At 73.7% G+C, this 17,733-nt stretch carries 11 protein-coding genes and 1 pseudogene; 5 read left to right on the plus strand and 7 right to left on the minus strand.

The genetic code is table 11. The features are described 5' to 3' along the window. Nucleotides 1-27: 27 nt before the first annotated feature. From FLV34_RS03550 to FLV34_RS03580, 5 genes are read right to left on the minus strand one after another with little or no spacing between them, the layout of a single operon-like run. A complete protein-coding gene (locus FLV34_RS03550; protein ID WP_147942355.1) occupies nt 28-1,161 on the minus strand; it encodes a VWA domain-containing protein in 1,134 nt (377 codons plus the stop codon). Beyond that, on the minus strand, nt 1,161-3,731 hold the full coding sequence (locus FLV34_RS41270; RefSeq protein WP_222709402.1) for a DUF5682 family protein: 2,571 nt from the start codon (nt 3,729-3,731) through the stop codon (nt 1,161-1,163). The genes FLV34_RS03550 and FLV34_RS41270 overlap by 1 nt, the downstream gene beginning before the upstream one ends. Further along, a complete protein-coding gene (locus FLV34_RS03570) occupies nt 3,721-4,788 on the minus strand; it encodes an AAA family ATPase (protein ID WP_142645370.1) in 1,068 nt (355 codons plus the stop codon). The genes FLV34_RS41270 and FLV34_RS03570 overlap by 11 nt, the downstream gene beginning before the upstream one ends. After that, nucleotides 4,785-6,170: a DUF5691 domain-containing protein gene (locus FLV34_RS03575; RefSeq protein WP_147942356.1), complete on the minus strand. Its 1,386-nt coding sequence runs from the start codon at nt 6,168-6,170 to the stop codon at nt 4,785-4,787. The genes FLV34_RS03570 and FLV34_RS03575 overlap by 4 nt, the downstream gene beginning before the upstream one ends. Further along, nucleotides 6,167-7,219, minus strand: a complete 1,053-nt coding sequence (locus FLV34_RS03580; protein WP_261985656.1) for an SWIM zinc finger family protein — start codon at nt 7,217-7,219, stop codon at nt 6,167-6,169. Before FLV34_RS03580 ends, FLV34_RS03575 begins: the two co-directional genes overlap by 4 nt. A gap of 224 nt (nt 7,220-7,443) precedes the next feature. Here FLV34_RS03580 and FLV34_RS03590 point away from each other — a divergent pair, with 224 nt between their 5' ends. The 4 genes and pseudogenes from FLV34_RS03590 (at nt 7,444) to FLV34_RS03600 (ending at nt 12,921) form a co-directional block, all read left to right on the plus strand. Continuing rightward, nucleotides 7,444-7,986 (plus strand): DinB family protein, encoded by a 543-nt coding sequence (locus FLV34_RS03590; RefSeq protein WP_261985642.1) that lies wholly within the window; start codon nt 7,444-7,446, stop codon nt 7,984-7,986. 459 nt (nt 7,987-8,445) lie between these two features. Beyond that, nucleotides 8,446-8,853: pseudogene (locus FLV34_RS42165) on the plus strand (AAA family ATPase); the annotation flags it as partial. A gap of 358 nt (nt 8,854-9,211) precedes the next feature. Beyond that, nucleotides 9,212-11,377, plus strand: a complete 2,166-nt coding sequence (locus FLV34_RS41275) for a helix-turn-helix transcriptional regulator (protein WP_261985643.1) — start codon at nt 9,212-9,214, stop codon at nt 11,375-11,377. Between the two features lie 38 nt (nt 11,378-11,415). Beyond that, entirely contained in the window at nt 11,416-12,921 is a 1,506-nt protein-coding gene (locus tag FLV34_RS03600; protein WP_147942358.1) for an aldehyde dehydrogenase family protein, read from the plus strand. A gap of 376 nt (nt 12,922-13,297) precedes the next feature. On the opposite strand, the gene FLV34_RS03610 is transcribed toward FLV34_RS03600, so the two are convergent. Beyond that, nucleotides 13,298-16,267, minus strand: a complete 2,970-nt coding sequence (locus tag FLV34_RS03610; protein ID WP_147942359.1) for an AAA family ATPase — start codon at nt 16,265-16,267, stop codon at nt 13,298-13,300. A 13-nt stretch (nt 16,268-16,280) separates the two neighbouring features. Further along, entirely contained in the window at nt 16,281-16,949 is a 669-nt protein-coding gene (locus FLV34_RS03615) for a hypothetical protein (protein ID WP_142645376.1), read from the minus strand. A 436-nt stretch (nt 16,950-17,385) separates the two neighbouring features. Here FLV34_RS03615 and FLV34_RS03620 point away from each other — a divergent pair, with 436 nt between their 5' ends. Then, on the plus strand, nt 17,386-17,712 hold the full coding sequence (locus FLV34_RS03620; protein WP_142645377.1) for a carboxymuconolactone decarboxylase family protein: 327 nt from the start codon (nt 17,386-17,388) through the stop codon (nt 17,710-17,712). Nucleotides 17,713-17,733: the final 21 nt, after the last annotated feature.

Below are 17,733 nucleotides of genomic sequence, written 5' to 3' on the forward strand. Positions count from 1 at the left end.
CCGAAGACATGATACGGACATTACATATCACCGTCCGGGCGCGGGAATGCGACCTTGGTCGTACGACCGGCGCTCTATGGCGGCCGCCATGAGGCCGGGAAAGGCGTCCGGCGAGCAGGCGAAGACCGGCACGCCCATCGCGGCCAGCGCCGCCGCGTTGTCGTGGTCGTACTGCGGCGTGCCCTCGTCCGACAGCGCGAGCAGCACGATCACCTGGACCCCGGCGGCGGTCATGGCGGCGATCCGGCGCAGCATCTCCTCACGCGGCCCGCCCTCGTACAGGTCGCTGATCAGCAGGAAGATCGTGCCGGCCGGCCGGGTGACGAGCCGCTCGCAGTAGGCCACCGCGCGGTTGATGTCGGTGCCGCCGCCGAGCTGGGTGCCGAACAGCACCTCGACGGGGTCGTGCAGCCGATCGGTCAGGTCGGCCACGGCCGTGTCGAAGGCCACGAACGAGGTCTTGAGCGAGCGCATCGACGCGAGCACCGCGGCGAAGACCCCCGCGTACACCACCGATGCGGCCATCGAGCCGCTCTGGTCGACGGCCAGCACGACCTCCCGCTGGACGGCCCGCTGCCCCCGGGCGTACCCGACCAGCCGGGACGGCACGACGGTCCTCCGCTCGGGGAGGTAGTTGCGCAGGTTCGCCCGGATCGTACGGTTCCAGTCGACCTCGGCCGTCCTCCTGGGCCGGTGGGTCCTCGCCGAGCGGTCGAGCGCGCCGCTGACGGCCGTCAGGGTGCGCCGCGTCAGCCGGGCCTCCAGCTCCCGCACGACCGTGCGGACGACGGCCCTTGCCGACTCGCGTGCCCGCTCCGGCATCAGCCGGCTCAGCGACAGCAGCGTGCCCACCAGGTGCACGTCGGGCTCGACGGCCTCCAGCATCTCGGGCTCCAGCAGGAGCCGGGTCAGGTCGAGCCGCTCGATGGCGTCCTTCTGCATGACCTGCACGACACCCGCGGGGAAGCACTCCCGGATGTCCCCCAGCCAGCGGGCCACCCGGGGCGCGGACGCGCCGAGGCCGGCGCCGCGTTGCTCCTGCGCGTCGTAAAGGGCCGTGAGGGCGGCGTCCATCCGGGCGTCCACGCCTTCGAGCGTCCCCTCCGCCGCGCCGCCCAGCACCAGCCGCCAGCGGCGCAGCCGCTCCTCCTCGCCGTCCATCAGGCCCTCCCCGCGTGTCCCAGGATCTCGCGCACGGTCCGTACGGCCGCCGCGGCCGGCCCGTCGTCGTACCCGGCCTCCTCCTCGCCACCGGACGCCGCGCCGGAGCGGACCCTGCGGCCGATCATCCGCCGCTCCGGCGCGGGAAACGCCCCGAACGTGCGCCGCAGCAACGGCAGCACGTCCACGAACGCCTCGGGTGACAGGCCGGTGAGCCAGGCGTCCACGACGGCCAGCAGGCGCGGGTCGTGGACGAGCAGCAGGCCGCCCCCGGACAGGAAGCCCTCCATCCAGGCCGCCGACCGGGCCGGGAGGTCGCCGGACGACATCGCCCGCGCCATGCGGGCGGCCACGTCGTCCTCCAGCGCCTCGGCGTCGAACAGGATCCGCACGATCCGGCCGTCGAGCAGCCCCGGCAGGTCGTCGCGCCGGGCGATCCCCGCCAGCGTCGCGAGCCACCGGCCGCCGCCCATCAACCCGGCGGCCGTGTGGACGCCGTCCATCAGCGCCGCCATCTCCCGGGCCGCGTCCTCGTCCAGCCCCGTGAGGGCGGGCGACAGCCCGGCGCAGATCCGCGCGAGCATCGACTCGGTGACACCCGCGAGGCCCTCGGTGCCGCGCACGTCCCCATAGCGGCGGGCCCGCACGAGCGCGGGCAGCGCCCCCATGAGGTGGCGCACCTCGCCGTCGAGCGCCGCCCGGTCCTCTATCCGCCCCAGGACATACGTCAGCGCGTCCGGCAGGTGGGCGAGCAGGCAGCGCTCGACCAGCGCGGCCAGCTCGGGCAGGCCCGCGCCGTTCGCGAGGTCGCGGACGCGGGCGGTCGCCGCCGCCTCGACCGTGATCCCCCACACGGCCGCCTCGATGAGGGCCACGTCGAGCTCCGGACGCCACTCCAGCGACCACGACTCCTTGAACGTCCCCTTGCTCCGGGCCCGCCGTGGCGTCCCCCAGGGCACGCCCAGCAGGGCGAGCCGGTGCAGCAACCGGCTGCGGCCGAGGTCGAGCGGCCTGCGCAGGTCGAGGTCGTGCTCCCCGGCCATGACCTCGGGCTTCATGCGCAGCCGCCGCTGCTCGTCGCGCAGGTCACGCCGCAGCGGCACCATCGGCGTGGCGTCCGGCACCCGCCCGAGCCGCTCCCCGACGACCATCCGCCGCCGGACCAGCTCGACCGGCAGCTCGTCGCCGCCGCACAGCACCGCCCTGACCGCGTCGGTGACCTCCGACAGACCGGCGAGCGGCCTGCCGCGCAGCGCCGCCAGGCCCTCGGCCAGCCGTACGGCCTCGATGACGTGCGCGGAGGAGACGGGCAGGCCCTCCTCCCGCAGGATCGCGGCGGCGCGGGCCAGCCAGCGCTCCACGGGGTGGTCGGGCGCCGTGAACAGGTGCTCGTACCACCCGGGCGCGCCGACCCCCGCGCCGTAGCCCGCTCCGGCGGCGAGCCGTCCGTGGGTCCACGGCACCCAGGTCACCTCGACCCTGACCTTCGGCAGGCCGCGCAGCAGCCGCTCGTCCTCAGCCGCGGAGGGCAGCCCGCCGGGCCCGTCCGGCGTGCCCGGGCCCGGCCCCGCGGTCCGGCCGGTCTCCCGGGCATGTCCCCCGGGCACTCCCGGTGCAGGCGAGGCCGGTGCAGGCGGAGTCGGCGTGGGCAGGGTCGGTGCAGGCGGAGTCGGCGTGGGCAGGGTCGGTGCAGGCGGAGTCGGCGTGGGCAGGGTCAGTGCGGGCAGGGTCAGTGCGGGCAGGTGCCAGGCCCCGCAGACCACCGCGATCCGGGTGAAGCCCTCGCGCGTCGCCTTCCGCAGCGTCCTGCGCATGTACGCCTCGCGCCGGGCCTCGACGCCCTCCGCGACGTGCCCCTCACGCGCGGCCCGCATCGCCTCGGCGACCACGTCGAGCGTCCCGGCCTCGCCCCGGTGCTCGACCAGGTCCTCCCACCACCGCTCCGGGTCGTCGTATCCCGCCGCGCGGGCGAGCTCGCCGATGGGATCGCGGCGTACGGGGTCGGCGTCGAGCGCGAGGCTGTGCGCGGCGGGCAGGTCGCAGAACCGCACCTCGACGCCCGCCCTGACGGCGTAGGCGATCGCCTGCCACTCCGGGGAGAACTCCGCGAACGGCCAGAAGGCGGCCCGCGACGGCTCTCCCGGCACGTACGCCAGCAGCGCGACGGGCGGGCGCATGCCGGGATCGGCGGCGAGCGCCACCAGGGCGTCGGCCTCGGGCGGGCCTTCGACGAGCACCAGATCGGGCCGGATCCGGTTCAGCTCGTCGCGCACGGCCCTGGCCGATCCCGGCCCGTGGTGCCGCACCCCCAACACCGACACCCCCGGCACCGGCACCCCCGGCACCGGCACCCCCGGCACCGGCACCCCCGGCACCGGCACCCCCGGCACCGGCACCCCCGGCACCGGCACCCTCGGCACCGGCACCTCCTGCGCCGGATCCTCCGGCCTGCTCCCGCCACCCGAGTGGCCCCGGTCGTCGTGGTCGTCGCCACTCCGGGAACCGCCCCGGCCGCCACGCCGGTCGCCGTCCGGGCCGGGGAAGGCGCCGGCGGCGATCTCAGCCGGCATCGCGGCAGGCCCGGTAGAAGTCACGCCAGTCGTCGCGGTCGCGGACGACCGTCTCCAGGTATTCCTGCCAGACCACGCGGTCGGACACCGGGTCCTGGACCACCGCCCCCACGATGCCGCCCGCGACGTCGGCCGGGCGCAGCACGCCGTCCCCGAAGTGGGCGGCGAGCACGATCCCGTTGGTGACGACCGAGATGGCCTCAGCCGTGCTGAGCGTGCCGCTTGGCGACTTGATCTTGGTCCGCCCGTCGGAGGTCACGCCCGCGCGCAGCTCCCGGAAGACCGTCACAACGCGGCGGATCTCCTCCAAACCGGTCACGGTCTCCGGCAGCTCCAGGGCGCGGCCGAGCTGCGCCACCCGCCGGGCCACGATGCCGACCTCCTCCTCCGTGCTGGCGGGCACCGGCAGCACGACGGTGTTGAACCGCCTGCGCAGCGCGCTCGACAGCTCGTTGACCCCGCGGTCGCGGTCGTTGGCGGTGGCGATGACGTTGAAGCCCTTGGCCGCCTGCACCTCCTCCCCCAGCTCGGGGATCGGCAGCGTCTTCTCGGACAGCACGGTGATCAGGGCGTCCTGGACGTCGGACGGCATGCGGGTCAGCTCCTCGATCCTGGCCAGCCGTCCCTCCGCCATGGCCCGCATGACCGGGCTCGGCGTCAGCGCCCCTCGGGACGGGCCCTCCGACAGCAGCCGCGCGTAGTTCCACCCGTAACGCACGGCCTCCTCCGCCGTGCCGGCCGTGCCCTGCACGAGCAGGGTCGAGTCGCCGCTGATCGCCGCGGCGAGATGCTCGGACAACCAGGTCTTGGCCGTGCCGGGCACGCCGAGCAGCAGCAGTGCCCTGTCGGTGGCGAGCGTCGCCACCGCGACCTCGACGATCCTGCGCGGGCCGATGTACTTCGGCGTGATCTGGCCGCCGTCCCCCAGCACGTAGGTCGTCACCGCCCAGGGCGACAGCCGCCAGCCCGGTGGGCGCGGCCGGTCGTCGGTCTTCGCGAGGATCGCCAGCTCGTCGGCGAACTGGTCCTCCGCGTGCGGGCGCAGAATGCCGGTCACTCAAGCTCCTTCAGCATCTCGGAACGGAAGCGCAGGGTCGCGGCCAGCTCGGGGACCTCCCCGGCGTGCTCGTGCATCGCGGGGTCGAACCGCTCCCCCGCCAGCCGGATCAGCTCACCGGCGTTCCACGGCTGCGTCCGCGTGGTCTCGACGATCTTCTTGAGCACGGCCCTCGCCAGCCGGTGCCCCCACGGCCGCGGCACGCCGCCCAGCATCATGCCCATCTGGCCGTCCACGGGATGGCCCGCCACGAGCTCGGCCGCCCGGCGCGACCGCTCCTCCGGCGGGAGCACGGCCAGCAGGTCGGTCAGCGGCTCGGCCTCGAACAGGGCACGCGCCCACGTCGCGTCCCGCTGCAGGATGGCGGCCCTGGTCCAGCCCATGCGGACCTCACGCTGCCAGTCGCCGATCCGGGCCGCCGCGATCTCGTCCGGCGGCATGCCGAGGTGATCCGGCCAGAACGACAGCGGCGTGTGCGCCACCACCTGCTGGAGCCACCAGCCCCGCGCCTCCATCCCGGCGGGCGGCCGCGCCCTGACGCCGTCGCGCTCCATCTCGCCGTCGCACTCCGGCGGCGGCTCGGCCCGCAGCCGCGAGCCGTCCCCGGTCACGAGACGGCGCGCGCGTGCGGTCATGCGCAGGGCCAGCCGCGACCGCGGCAGGCGGGTGAGGAGGTCGGCGGCGGCCTGCCGCACCTCGCGGCGCCGGTCGTCGAGCACCGCCTCCAGGAACGGTTCGTCGGCCATGCCGAGGCCGTCGGCGAGGATCGTCACGAAAACAGCCCGGTCTTCCGGCGTCTCGGCGCTCCAGCCGCGTTCGAGCAGCTCCCGCGCGGCGGCCGGGTCACGGCGCCGCAAGGCGGCCAGGAAGGCACGCCTGTCGCCGCTGGTGCCGAGCTCCCACACCTTGTCGGGCGGCACGTGCGCCGGCTCCGCCAGCAGATAGGCCCATGCCGCGTTGAGACCGGCGAGCCAGCGGCCCCGGGCTCCGGTGACCGCCCCCAGGCAGGCGCGGATCGACCGGTCGCGGGCCCCGAGGTCGAGCAGCCCGGGAATCATCTCGGCCGGGACCCGCCCCCGCCGCGCCGCCGCCGTCTCCAGCCACTCGGTCAGCAGCCTGCTCTGCTCCCCCGCGAGCATGCGGGCCAGCCGGTCCGCGGCGGCGCCGGGTACGAGAGGCATCGTCTCCGCCGGCGCGGGAACCGGCGGACTGCCCCTGCCCGGTCGCCGTCCCGCGCGCATCCGCACCACCTGCTCGGCGGCCCGCTCCAACAGGCTCTCCGGCGGGACGGCGCGGCGGCCGGCGCCCACCAGCGCGGTGGAGACCAGCTCCTCCCACGAGACCCGTCCGGCCTCCCATCGCCCGGAAACGGCACGCGTCATAACCGCACCGCCCCGCCGTCCTCGTTCCACACCGTCAGCGGGAGCAGCCCACGCGGCGTCCACTCGGCGGCGACCGTCACCGGCCGCCCGCCGGAGACGGCCAGCAGGCGCCACGGGACGCCCGCGGACGGATGCAGCGGAAGTGCGTTCCCCTCGTCGTCCGCGAGGCCGTCCGGGCACGGCACGGCCCCGTCGAGCACCAGCGGCCAGGAGTCGGTCCAGGGATCGGCGGCGAGCACCTCGGCGATCAGCGCGGGCACCTGGGAGACCTTTGTGCCCGGGGGCGGCCCGGCGTCGACATGGCCCCGCCGCCCGGCCACCAGGGCGCGCAGGGGCGAGGCCCCCGGATAGAAGGCCAGGTCGGCGTCGATCGTCGTGCCGGGCGGCGGAAACGTGTCGAGCGGCTGCCCGGCCGGCGCGAACGACAGCACCATCGCCAGACGGCCCGTCGTGCGTCCGGCCAGCCACACGCGACGGGCGACCAGCCGGTCCTGCTCCTCGTCGCGGCAGCCGACGACATCCCAGTGGTCCCGAACCGCCGGGGTGGCCAGGACCGACTCCCTCGTGACGGGGAATCCCACCCGCGCCCGCACGGTCTGCCGCAACGGCCCGGGCAGCGCGGCGGCACGGCGATGGGCGACCGCGAGCAGGTGAAGCAGCGCGTACTCCCCGAGCAGCAGGCCCGGCCAGTCTTCGGCGCCGAGCACCCGCGAGAGCCGGGTGACGGTCCCCGCCACACCCGGCGCCTGCGCGTCGACCAGGCGTCTCGCGAGATCCTCCCAGTCGGCCGGCCCCGTCTGACGGGCCTGCGCGATCCCCTGCCCGATCTGGTCGGCCAGCCACCGCTCCAGCTCCGACAGGCCCGCGGCGACCCTGCTCTCCCGCTGCTCGGCCTGGCTGCGCCCGGCCGCCACCCGGCCACCGGCCCCGGCCCCGGCCCCAGCGCCGGCCCCAGCGCCGGCATCGGTCTCGGCATCGGTGCCGGCACGGGCGCCGTCCACCCCCGCGTCACCCGTGTCCCGGGTCGCGGCCTGGCCCCACCGTGTCATCACCCGCCGCACAGTAGCCCCGGGCTCCGACAATTAGCCGCGCCCGCGAAACGGGGCCGATCCGGGCCCGGCGGCGGGGCGGAGCACGTCCCTTCTCACCCACGCGAAAGCGGATGGGCGGAAGGCTCCCGGCGTGCCGGAGAGCCTGGCGCTTCCTCCCCCATGTGAGCGGACGGGCCCGCGCCCGGGCGAAAGTGTCGGAGCCGTCTGGCAGAGTCGGGCCCGTGAACGACATACCCGAGGTGAACTATTCGAAGAAGTGGGACGGCGATCGCCGGTCCACCCCGCCCCTCGTCGGCGACGAGCGGGAGATCCTCACGGCCTTTCTCGAATGGCAACGCGAGACGTTCGCGATGAAATGCGCGGGGGTCCCCGGCGATCGGCTGTCGGACAAGGGAGTGCCGCCGTCCGGGCTCAGCCTCCACGGCATCCTCCGGCACGTCGCGGGCGTGGAGCGGTGGTGGTTCCGCATCCAGTTCGCCGGTGAGGACGTCCCGCTCCTCTACTACTCCGACGACGACCCCGACCAGGACTTCGAGGATCTGGACGGAGACGTCGAGGAGGCGTTCGCCGTGTGGCGGGCGGGGTGCGCGCGCTCCCGTGAGATCGTCGCCGCCCACTCGCTGGACGAGACCGGCGTCCCCCGCGCCACCGGGCAGCCGATCTCGCTGCGCCGCATCCTGGTGGACATGATCGGCATCTACGGCCGCCACAACGGGCACGCCGACCTGCTCCGCGAGCGGATCGACGGCGCCACCGGATATTGAGGGCTGCGGGAGGCACAGCGGGTTCTCGCCCTCGATGGACCGGGAGCTCACGTCGTCGCAGATCGTGGTGACCGGCGATCTCGCCGTTGGCGCGGACGACCACGTCCGGCTCCGGCTCCGGGACGTCCCAGGACGAGTCGGGCCGTACGGCGATCGCCTGCCCGTGCCCGCGCCCCCGCCGGCCGAGCGACTTGAAGAACAGCTCGGGGTGGGGGGCGTCATACGCCTTCTCGTAGACGTCGGGGCCGCGGCTCTCCTCTGTGGGGGTCCGGACGGCGGGCCCGGGCCGGTGCCGCTGCTGGGCGAGCACCTCGGCACGGCCGGCCACCGGAACGGGTGGGCGCCGACGTCGGGGGCACGGTTTTGTCGGGGCCGCGTGTCATACTCGCCTGCGTGGTTGCGCGTACGCCGCAAAGAGTGCTGATCGGGCGTTCTGCCGAGCTCGATCGGCTCCTGGGCGTGCTCGACTCCGCGGCGGCCGGGCTCGCGGGGGTCGCCCTCGTGGGCGGCGACGCGGGGATCGGCAAGACGCGGATCGTGACCGAGCTGTGCGACCTCGCGCAGCGGCGGGGCTTCGTGACGCTCACCGGCCAGTGCGCCGAGCTCGGCGACGCCCTGCCCTATCTGCCGCTCGCCGACGCCCTGCGCGGAGCCGCCGACGCCGACGGACCGGTCGGTCCGGCCGTCACGGCCCGTCCCGCGCTGCGGCGGCTGCTGCCCGGCGACGAGGCGGGCCCCACGGAGGCGACGACCGGGGGGCTCGCCCAGCAGCGCCTGTTCGGGTCGGTGCTCGACATGCTGTCGGAGGTGGCCGGGCGGCAGCCGGTGCTGTTCGTGTTCGAGGACCTGCACTGGGCCGACCGCTCGACCCGCGACCTGCTGGTCTTCCTCACCCGCATGCTGCAGCGCGAGCGGGTGTGCCTCGTCGGCACCTACCGTACGGACGACCTCCACCGCCGCCACCCGCTGCGCCCGGTCCTGGCCGAGCTGCGGCGGCTGCCGCTGGTCACCTCCGTCGAGCTGCCGCCGCTCGGCGACGACGACATGGCGGAGTATCTCGCCGTCCTCGACCGGTACGGTGAGGGCCCCGCGGGGCCGGTGGCGGAGCGCGGCCTGACGACCGTGATCGAGCGCGCCGGCGGCAACCCGTTCTTCGCCGAGGAGCTCCTGGCGGCCGGCGCGGGCGCGGCTGCCCGGAACGCTCGCAGACCTGCTGCTCGCCCGGGTGGAGACCCTGTCCGACACCGCCCGCCAGGTGCTGCGGGTCGCCGCGGTGGCCGGCCGCCGGGTCGGTCACGACCTGCTGCGCGACGCGACCGGGCTCGGCGACCTGCCGCTGGAGGACGCGCTGCGCGAGATCGTCTCGCAGCGGCTGCTCACGGCGGGCAGCGACGGCTACACCTTCCGGCACGCGCTCCTTCAGGAGGCCGTCTACGACGACCTGCTGCCGGGCGAGCGGACCCGCCTGCACACCGCGTTCGCCGCGCTGCTCGCCGAACGCGGCGGCGCCCCCGCCGAGCTGGCCCATCACCATCTCGCCGGGCACGACCTGCCGGGCGCGCTGCGGGCGTCGGTGGAGGCCGGGCGGATGGCCGCCGGGCTCGGCGCGCCCGCGGAGGCGCACCGGCACTACGGGCGGGCGCTGGAGGTCTGGGACCAGGTGCCGGAGGCCGAACGGCTGGCCGGGGCGAGCCGGCCGAGGATCGCGCTGGCCGGCGCCGCCGCGGCGGCCGCGGCGGGCGACTACCACCGGGCGGCGGAACAGGTGCGGCGGCTGCGCCATGAGACCGACGACCCGGCCCTGATCGCGGAGACCGGCGAACGCCTGTCCTATTACCTGGCGGACGCGGGCGGCGACGAGGCCGAGGCGGTCGCGGCCGCCCGGGAGGCGGTGGACGCCGCGCCGCACAGTCCGCTGCTGGCCAGGGCGCTGGCCACCTACGCCCGCGCGCTCTTCCGGCAGTACCACGACAAGGAGGCGGCGGCGACGGCGGCCAGGGCGCTGGAGGTCGCGGAGGCCACCGGCGCCCGCGACGCGGAGGCCAGCGCGCTCGTCTCGCTCGCCCTGCTCGAGGAGGAGTTCGGGACCAGCGTCGAGCAGGCCGTCGATCTCCTCACGCGCGCCACCCGCCGCCCCTCCGGCGACCTGTCCATCGACCTGCGGGCGCGTTTCAACCTCGCCCGCATCCATTACGAGAACGGCGCCCTCGCTGTGGCCGCCCGCATCACCGAGGACGGCGTACGGCTGGCCGAGGAGACCGGGCTCAACTGGAGCACGTTCGGCACGGACCTGCGCTTCCTGAACTACCTGGTGCACTACGCGGACGGCGACTGGGACGCGGCGGAGCGGCTGGCGGGAGGGTTCGGCGTCCGGGTCGGCACCAGGGCCGAGGCCCAGTTGTCGTCGTTCGCCCTCTTCGTCGAGGTGGGCCGGGGGCGCCCGGGCGCCGAAGAGAGACTGCGGTGGCTGTCCCGCTTCTGGTCGGACGACCTGATCAGCTACATGGGCCGCGGCATGGCGGCCGAGCACGCGCTGTGGCGCGGCGACCCGCACACCGCGCTCGACCACGTCAACGCGATCGTCGCGGTGCTCGAACCGTTCGATCCCAGCCTGATCCGCATCGCGGCCACCGGCCTGTGGGCGCTGGCCGACCTCGGCCGGACCGGCGAGCCCTGCGACGACCTGCTGCGCCGGGCACGGTGGGCGGCGGAGAACGGGCCGAACGGCCCGCGAGGCCGGCTGGGGCCGGAGGGAGTGGCCTGGCTGGCACGGGCGGAGGCCGAGTGGCACCGCGCCAACGGCACGGAGGATCCGGAGGTCTGGCGGCGTGCCACCGAAGCCTTCGGCTTCGGCTTCGTCTACGAGGAGGCGCGGTCGCGGTGGCGGCTGGCCGAGAGCCTGCTGCGGGCGGGTGACCGCGCGGCGGCCCGCGTCGAGTGGGAGCGCGCGGTGCACGTCGCCGCCGCGCTCGGAGCCCGGCCCTTCCTCGAAACGCTGAGGGCGGTCGGGGCACGGGCCGGATTCCCCGACCCGACGGCGGCCACCCCAACGGCGACCCCCACGGTCACCCCAGCGGACGCCTCGGCGGTCTCCACGTCCGCCCACGACGGCGAGGCGCAGGAGACCGCCGCCGGTGAGCCGCCGGGAGCGGCACGCGAGCCGGGGCGGCTGGCCGCGCTCACCACGCGTGAGCGGGAGGTGCTGGCCCACGTCGCGGCCGGCCTGGCCAACCGGGAGATCGGCGATCGGCTGTTCATCTCGCAGAAGACGGTGAGCGTGCACGTCTCGAACATCCTGGCCAAGCTCGGCGTGACCAGCCGCACCCAGGCCGCCGCGGTCGCCCTCCAGGAGGGCCTGTCGCCGGGTGCCCCGGACGGAAATACTGTGTAATCAAGGCGTGGCACCAGCAACAATTCCGGAGGTCAGCGGTGGCTGTGCAGATCGTTTCCGTCGTCGCGGGTGAGGAGCTCGCTTCGGGCACGCCGTACGAGTCCGTCAACCCGGCGCGGCCCGCGGAGACGGTGGCGACCGTCCTGCTCGCCGGCGCGGACGACTTCGCCGGCGCCAGCCGCGCCGCGTCGGTCGCCCAGCGGGAGTGGGCGCGCGTCCCCGCTCCGGTGCGCGGCCGGGTGATCGCCTCGATCGGCCGCCTGGTCGAGGCCAACACCGAGGCGCTGGCCCGGCTGGTGACCGAGGAGATCGGCAAGCCGTACGCCGAGGCGCTGGGCGAGGTCCGCGAGATCGTGGACACCTGCGACTTCTTCCTGGGCGAGGGCCGCCGCCTCTACGGGCAGACCGTGCCGTCGGAGATGCCCGACAAGAGCCTGTTCACCTTCCGCGTCCCGGTCGGCGTGGCGGCGGTCGTGACCGCGGGCAACTTCCCGGTGGCGGTCCCCTCGTGGTATCTGGTCCCGGCGCTGCTGTGCGGCAACGCGGTGGTGTGGAAGCCGGCCGAATACGCCGCGGCCTCCGCGCACGCGCTCTATCGGCTGTTCGCGGCGGCCGGGCTGCCCGACGGCGTGCTCAACATCGTCTTCGCCGACGGCGAGCAGACGTACGCGGGACTCGACCGCGCGCTCGGCGAGGGCACCGTGCAGAAGGTCGGCTTCACCGGGTCGAGCGCGGTCGGCCGGGCCGTCGGCGAGCTGTGCGGGCGGCACCTGCAGTCGCCCTGCCTGGAGCTCGGCGGCAAGAACCCGATGGTCGTCATGCCGGACGCCGATCTCGATCTCGCCGCCGAGGGCGCGCTGTTCTCCGGCTTCGGCACCGCCGGTCAGCGGTGCACCTCCCTCGGCACGGTCATCGTGCACGAGGACGTCCACGACGAGTTCCTGCGCCGGTTCACCGCCCTCGTGCGCGACGCGAAGATCGGCGACCCGAACGGCGACGTGCTGTACGGCCCGCTGCTCGACCACAAGTTCGCCGAGCGTTACGAGGAATACCTGGGCTGGATCCAGCCGCACCACACCGTGCTGCCGGGCCCGGTCGGCCGGATGGACGGCGAGGGCCTCTACTACCACCCCGTGGTGGTGGACGGCGTCCGTCCCGATGACCGGCTGTTCCTGGAGGAGACGTTCGGTCCGATCGTGGGCGTGACGACGTTCGCCACTCTCGACGAGGCGATCGACCTGGCCAACCGGCCCGGATATGGCCTGTCGTCGTCCATCTACACCTCCGACCCGAAGGCGGTGTTCCGGTTCCGCGAGGGCGTGTCGGCCGGCATGGTCAGCGTCAACAACTCCACCTCCGGCGCGGAGGCCCACCTGCCGTTCGGCGGGAACGGCAGGTCGGGCAACGGCAGCAGGCAGAGCGGCATGTGGGTGCTCGACCAGTTCACCCGCTGGCAGGCGATGAACTGGGACTACTCAGGCCGCCTGCAGAAGGCCCAGATGGACGTGGCGGAGATCACGCCCGATCTGGGCTTCCGCCTCTGACCCGGAGGACCGTTCACCGCGCGTTCTCCCAGGCCACGGCCGGGGCGTCCTGCCCGGGACCCGGGAGAACGTCCCGGACTCGGCTCGAAGAGCCGTGACCGGAAGAGCCTGGGCCGGAGAACCACGGCCCCCGCGGGCCCTTCGCCGGGCGCCTCTTCCGGGCCATGCGCTCGGCGCGCCGTCCGTCCACGATCGCGGCACCGGCGGCCGTGGCGCGGACGGGAAACGGATCCGGGTGGCGCTCCACCAGGCCCACGCGCTCCGGCTTGGTCACCATCTGGGTGATCGCCGACGCGGTCCCGGAAACGCCGATCCCCGGCGGGCGGCGCCCACCGGGGATCGGATCGCAGGGCCGGACGGCCAGGACGTCTCAGGCTCAGGACTCCGGGCCTCGCCTGCCGTCGTAGCCGAGCAGCCGCATCGCGACCTCGGGGTCCATGGCCGCCGCGAGCAACTGCGCGCGTTCGGCGGCCCGGTCTCTGGCCTCCTCGGCCCGCCGCCGCCCCGCCTGGTGTGAGCGGACCAGCAGGAACGCGACCGCGATGCCGCCGATCACCGCGACCAGCGCGACGGCCAGCAGGACGGCCGTGCCCGCGGGCACGCCCGCGACGGAGGCGCCCGCCGCGCCGGCCGCGCCCCGCGGCGCGGCGAACAGCAGCACGCCCAGGAGCATGAGCAGCACCACCGCCACGACCACGCCGACGACCGCCCACAGCGCGCCGTACGACGCGCGGGACGGCTCCGCGGACGACCGGGCGAACGGCGGGGCCGGGGCGACCGGCGGCGGCGAGCCGCTCCACGGCACGAAGTCCGGCTGCGCCGGGGCGACCGGCTGCGTCGCCGGGGGGTGCCCGTTGCCGCCGGCCAGGCCGTTGGGCGGCGGCGCGACCAGCACCGGCGCGGTGCCGCCCGAGGACGCCGGCACGACCGACGCCTCGATGACCCGGCTCCGGGGCAGCGGAAGCTCGACCGGGACCTCGCTGTGCGCCTTGTGGGCCGCCGCCGCGGCCGCGTGGTAGGTCTCGATCTCCTCGTAGAACTCGTCGGAGGTGTAGACGGTGCCGTCGATCAGCGGGCCCATCCTGCCCTCGATGACCGCGACCACGTCGTCGCCGTTCAGCGTCTTGTGCTGCTCCAGCGCGTGCGCGACCGACAGCACCTCGCGGCGGTTCTCGCGCAGCAGCTCGGCCGTCTTCTCCAGCAGCCGGCTGAGGTTGAACTCGATCCGCTCGGGGAGCATGTCGGGCACCATCTCGTCGCGCCGGCCCGCCGGAGTGCCGGTGAAGCCGATGCCGCCGCCTCCCGGCTGCGGCTGGGCCGCCTTGCCCTCGCGCAGGCCGAGCTCCTGCAGCGCCGGCAGCGACGCCACCCCGATGCCCATGCCCCAGTGGGCCTCCATGAGCCCGGTGATCGCGGTCGCGCTCTGCAGGTCGCCGGAGACGCCGGAGGAGTTGTCCTCGCCGAAGAACATCCGCTCCCCCGCCAGCGAGGCGAGCGACACCATGATGTCGGCCTCGTACTCCGACTTCCACCGGGTGAACTGGTCCTCCGGCTTGATGCTGGCCACCATGCCGAGGTAGTCGGCGCCCTTCTCGATCGTCGCCAGGTCGATCTCCAGGTGGTGGCGGGTGCGGTAGGCGGCGACCGCGTGGCACGCCTCGTGCACCGCGACCGCGTGCCGCTCACGCTCGATGTATTCGACGTCCTCGGGCGGCCCGAGCTGCTTGAGCCGCTTGGCCCGCATCACGTCCGACCAGGTGATGGTCTCCCGGCCGTCCCGGATCGCGGTGATCAGCGACTCGTTGACCAGGTCCTTGATGGTCGCACCGGTGGCGTACGGCGTGATCGTGGCGAGCTTGTCGATCTGCTCGTCGGTGAGCTGGTGGCTGACCTTGTCGAAGTAGCCCTTGTACGTGCGGATCCGGCCCGCCTTCGAGGGATAGCCGACCTTGTAGATGCGGTCGATGCGGCCGGGCCGCAGCAGGGCGTCGTCCAGCGCCTCGGGCAGGTTGGTGGCCATCATGATGAGGATGCGGTATTTCGGCGGCGGCTTGGGCCGCATGCCGAGCAGCCTGCGCACATAGCGGTTGACGAAGCCGCGCGGCTTCTTCAGGCCGGAGATCTCGGTGAGCAGCGCCTCCAGCGTGCCCATGCCGCCACCGCCGCCGCCCATGCCCGCGCCGTACACGAGGCGGTTGACGAAGGCGCCGGTGCGCGGCATCCGCGCCGGCGCGGCCTCGGCGGCCGGGCCCGCTGCGTGACGGCCGAGCACCGTACGGGTGTGCGGGTCGAGGTAGGCGAAGCCGTTGCAGCCGGAGTCGGCGAACGGCGCCGGGACCGACCTGCCCCAGCCGCCGGGTCCGCCCTGCGCCAGCGCGCCGCGGCGGCCGAGCGAGTCGGCCTCGTCGAAGAACACGATGACGCCGCCGTACCGCAGGGCCAGCTTGCGCAGCTTGCGGAACAGCGACTTGACCTTGAGGACGCCGACGCCGAAGAACATGTTGATGAACGCGCCCGGGTCGACGAACACGTACGGCTTGCCGGTCGAGCCGGCGACCGCCTCGGCCATGAGCGTCTTGCCGGTGCCGGGCGGGCCCCACAGCAGGATGCCGCTGGGCACGTAGCCGCCCCTGGCCTCGATCTCGTCCGGCTTCTCCAGGAAGACGATGTTCTCCTTGACCCGCTCGACCACGTGGTCCTGGCCCCAGACGTCGGAGAAGCGCGTCTTGATGTCGTCGGGGTAGTAGACGTCGACGCCGCCCCGCGACAGGAACCAGAAGATCGCGACGAACTGGCCGACCGCGACCACCATGATCAGCATGAGCTGCAGGACCATGGGGAGGAAGCCCCATACCGTGGCCGGCACGCTGTACAGCGCCTCAAGCGGCGAGACCTGCTGCACCTTGCCCAGCACCAGCGCGATGATCGCGATCCACACGGCCCACTTGATCGCGCGGGAGATGCGGTAGCGGTTCCAGTCGTTGAACCTGCGATGCGACCAGCGGTTCCAGCCGCCGAAGACCCTCTGCGTCCAGAACCGGTGATAGCCGGCCGAGCGCTCGCTGATGAGGAAGTGGATCTGCCGGACCACCTCGATGCCCGCCAGCCACAGCACCCACGACGCGTTCCGGACGGTCATCACCGCGGCGTCATAAGGGGAGATGATGCCCTCGTACGTCGCGATCTCGTTCCAGTACAGCACGCCGAACGCGACGGCGAGCAGGATCAGGAACTTCGTCCGGTCCCACAGCGGCAGACGTTTCCTGGTGAGCGGGTCGCGGTCCACCGGACCCGACCCCGGCTCGCGAAGCCCCTCGTGGTGCTTCGGTGGGAGGGCCGTACTCATATGAGGGGCTCCTTCACGGGTTGATGAGGTGCTTGACCTTGAAGGACTTGACGACGGTGCCGATCTCGGCGGCCCGCTGGCGGTAGCACGCGGGCGAGCAGCGGATCAGCAGAGTGGACGCCGTCGTCCCGTCCGCCGACAGGTAGGCCGTCCTGTCGAACGTCTGCACCGTGTCTCCCACGCGGTAGTTGTAGACGGTGTGGACGCCGCGGACGCCGTCCGTGATGGGCAGCACCTCGTCGGCGAGCAGCTCGAACCCCGTCAGGCCGCTCGCCTCGAACTCCTTCTGCTGCTCCTCCGTCAGCGGCACCGGCATCGGAGGGGAGACACGCAGCAGATTGAGCGACGCCGCGTTCTGCTCGGCCTCGCTGAGCTTCTGCACCTTGGCGAACACGAAAGGCTTGTCGTCGTTGCCCGCGGAGCCCAGGACAAGGTGCGTGAGGGACGGCTCGTCGTAGGCGTCGAACGCCGCCGTCCACATCGCCTGCCTCGCGAGTTGTGCGGTGGCGGAGTCGGCATCGCCGAAGAGTTCCTTGTCGAGCGTCTTCTGGTCGATCTGCCGCCATGACGCGGGGACCTTGAAGTAGGTGCCGCCCGTATCGTCGCGTACGTAGGTGTATTCGGGGCCGGCACAGCCGGACAGCACAGAGGCGGCCATCGCCGCCCCCACGACCGTTCCCACCACCCCGGTCCTTACCCGCGGTCTTTCCACCAGGGCCCAACCTCCGCTTTGCGGGTCTACGAGGTAGTAGTGCCCGTTTTCCAACTATCCTTCCCAACGGTAAGTCTGCGACGCGCCGGAAAACTAGACCAAATCTTGCTCGGATCTTGGCTCATCCTGTTATCCGGACCCTCTCGCCCCACCGGCTCCGATCGGCCGCGGACCCACCCTTGATGCCGTACCCCGAAGGGCGACCGGCGAAAGCGGTTTCCGGCACATCCGGCGGTCCCGGCCTGCGCGGGGGATCCGCTTTGCCCACGCGGGACATGACAATCGGAAGACCCGCGTAGTGAGATCGGCCGGGGTCGGATGAGCGGATCGATGTAACACCTGACTGCCCCGAACACGACATCTGGATGCATGACGTCAGGAATCACCGTGGGGAGGGCTGGCGCAGATGAAGCAGGTCTACGAAGAGGACGGCACCGGCGAGGGGCCGGACGGCTTCTTCGGAGTGACGGCGGAGCGCATGTTCTCCGAGGTGTGGTCCCGGCAGGTCCTCACGGTCAGGGAACGGCGGTTGCTGCTGCTCGGCCTGCTCGTCGGCCAGGACATGGACGACATGCTGGAGCTGCACCTCGAGACCGCCCTGCGCTCGGGCGAGCTGAGCCCGGCCGAGCTGCGCGAGACGGTCGTGTTCCTCACCCTGTACGCCGGGTGGCCCCGCGCCGCCCGGCTCAGCGCGAAGGTGGAGGAGCTCATCGCCCGCACCTCCGAGGCGTGAGCGCCGTTCCGGCGCCGGACG

This window comes from Microbispora sp. CSR-4 (assembly GCF_008033685.1).
Classification (GTDB): domain Bacteria; phylum Actinomycetota; class Actinomycetes; order Streptosporangiales; family Streptosporangiaceae; genus Microbispora.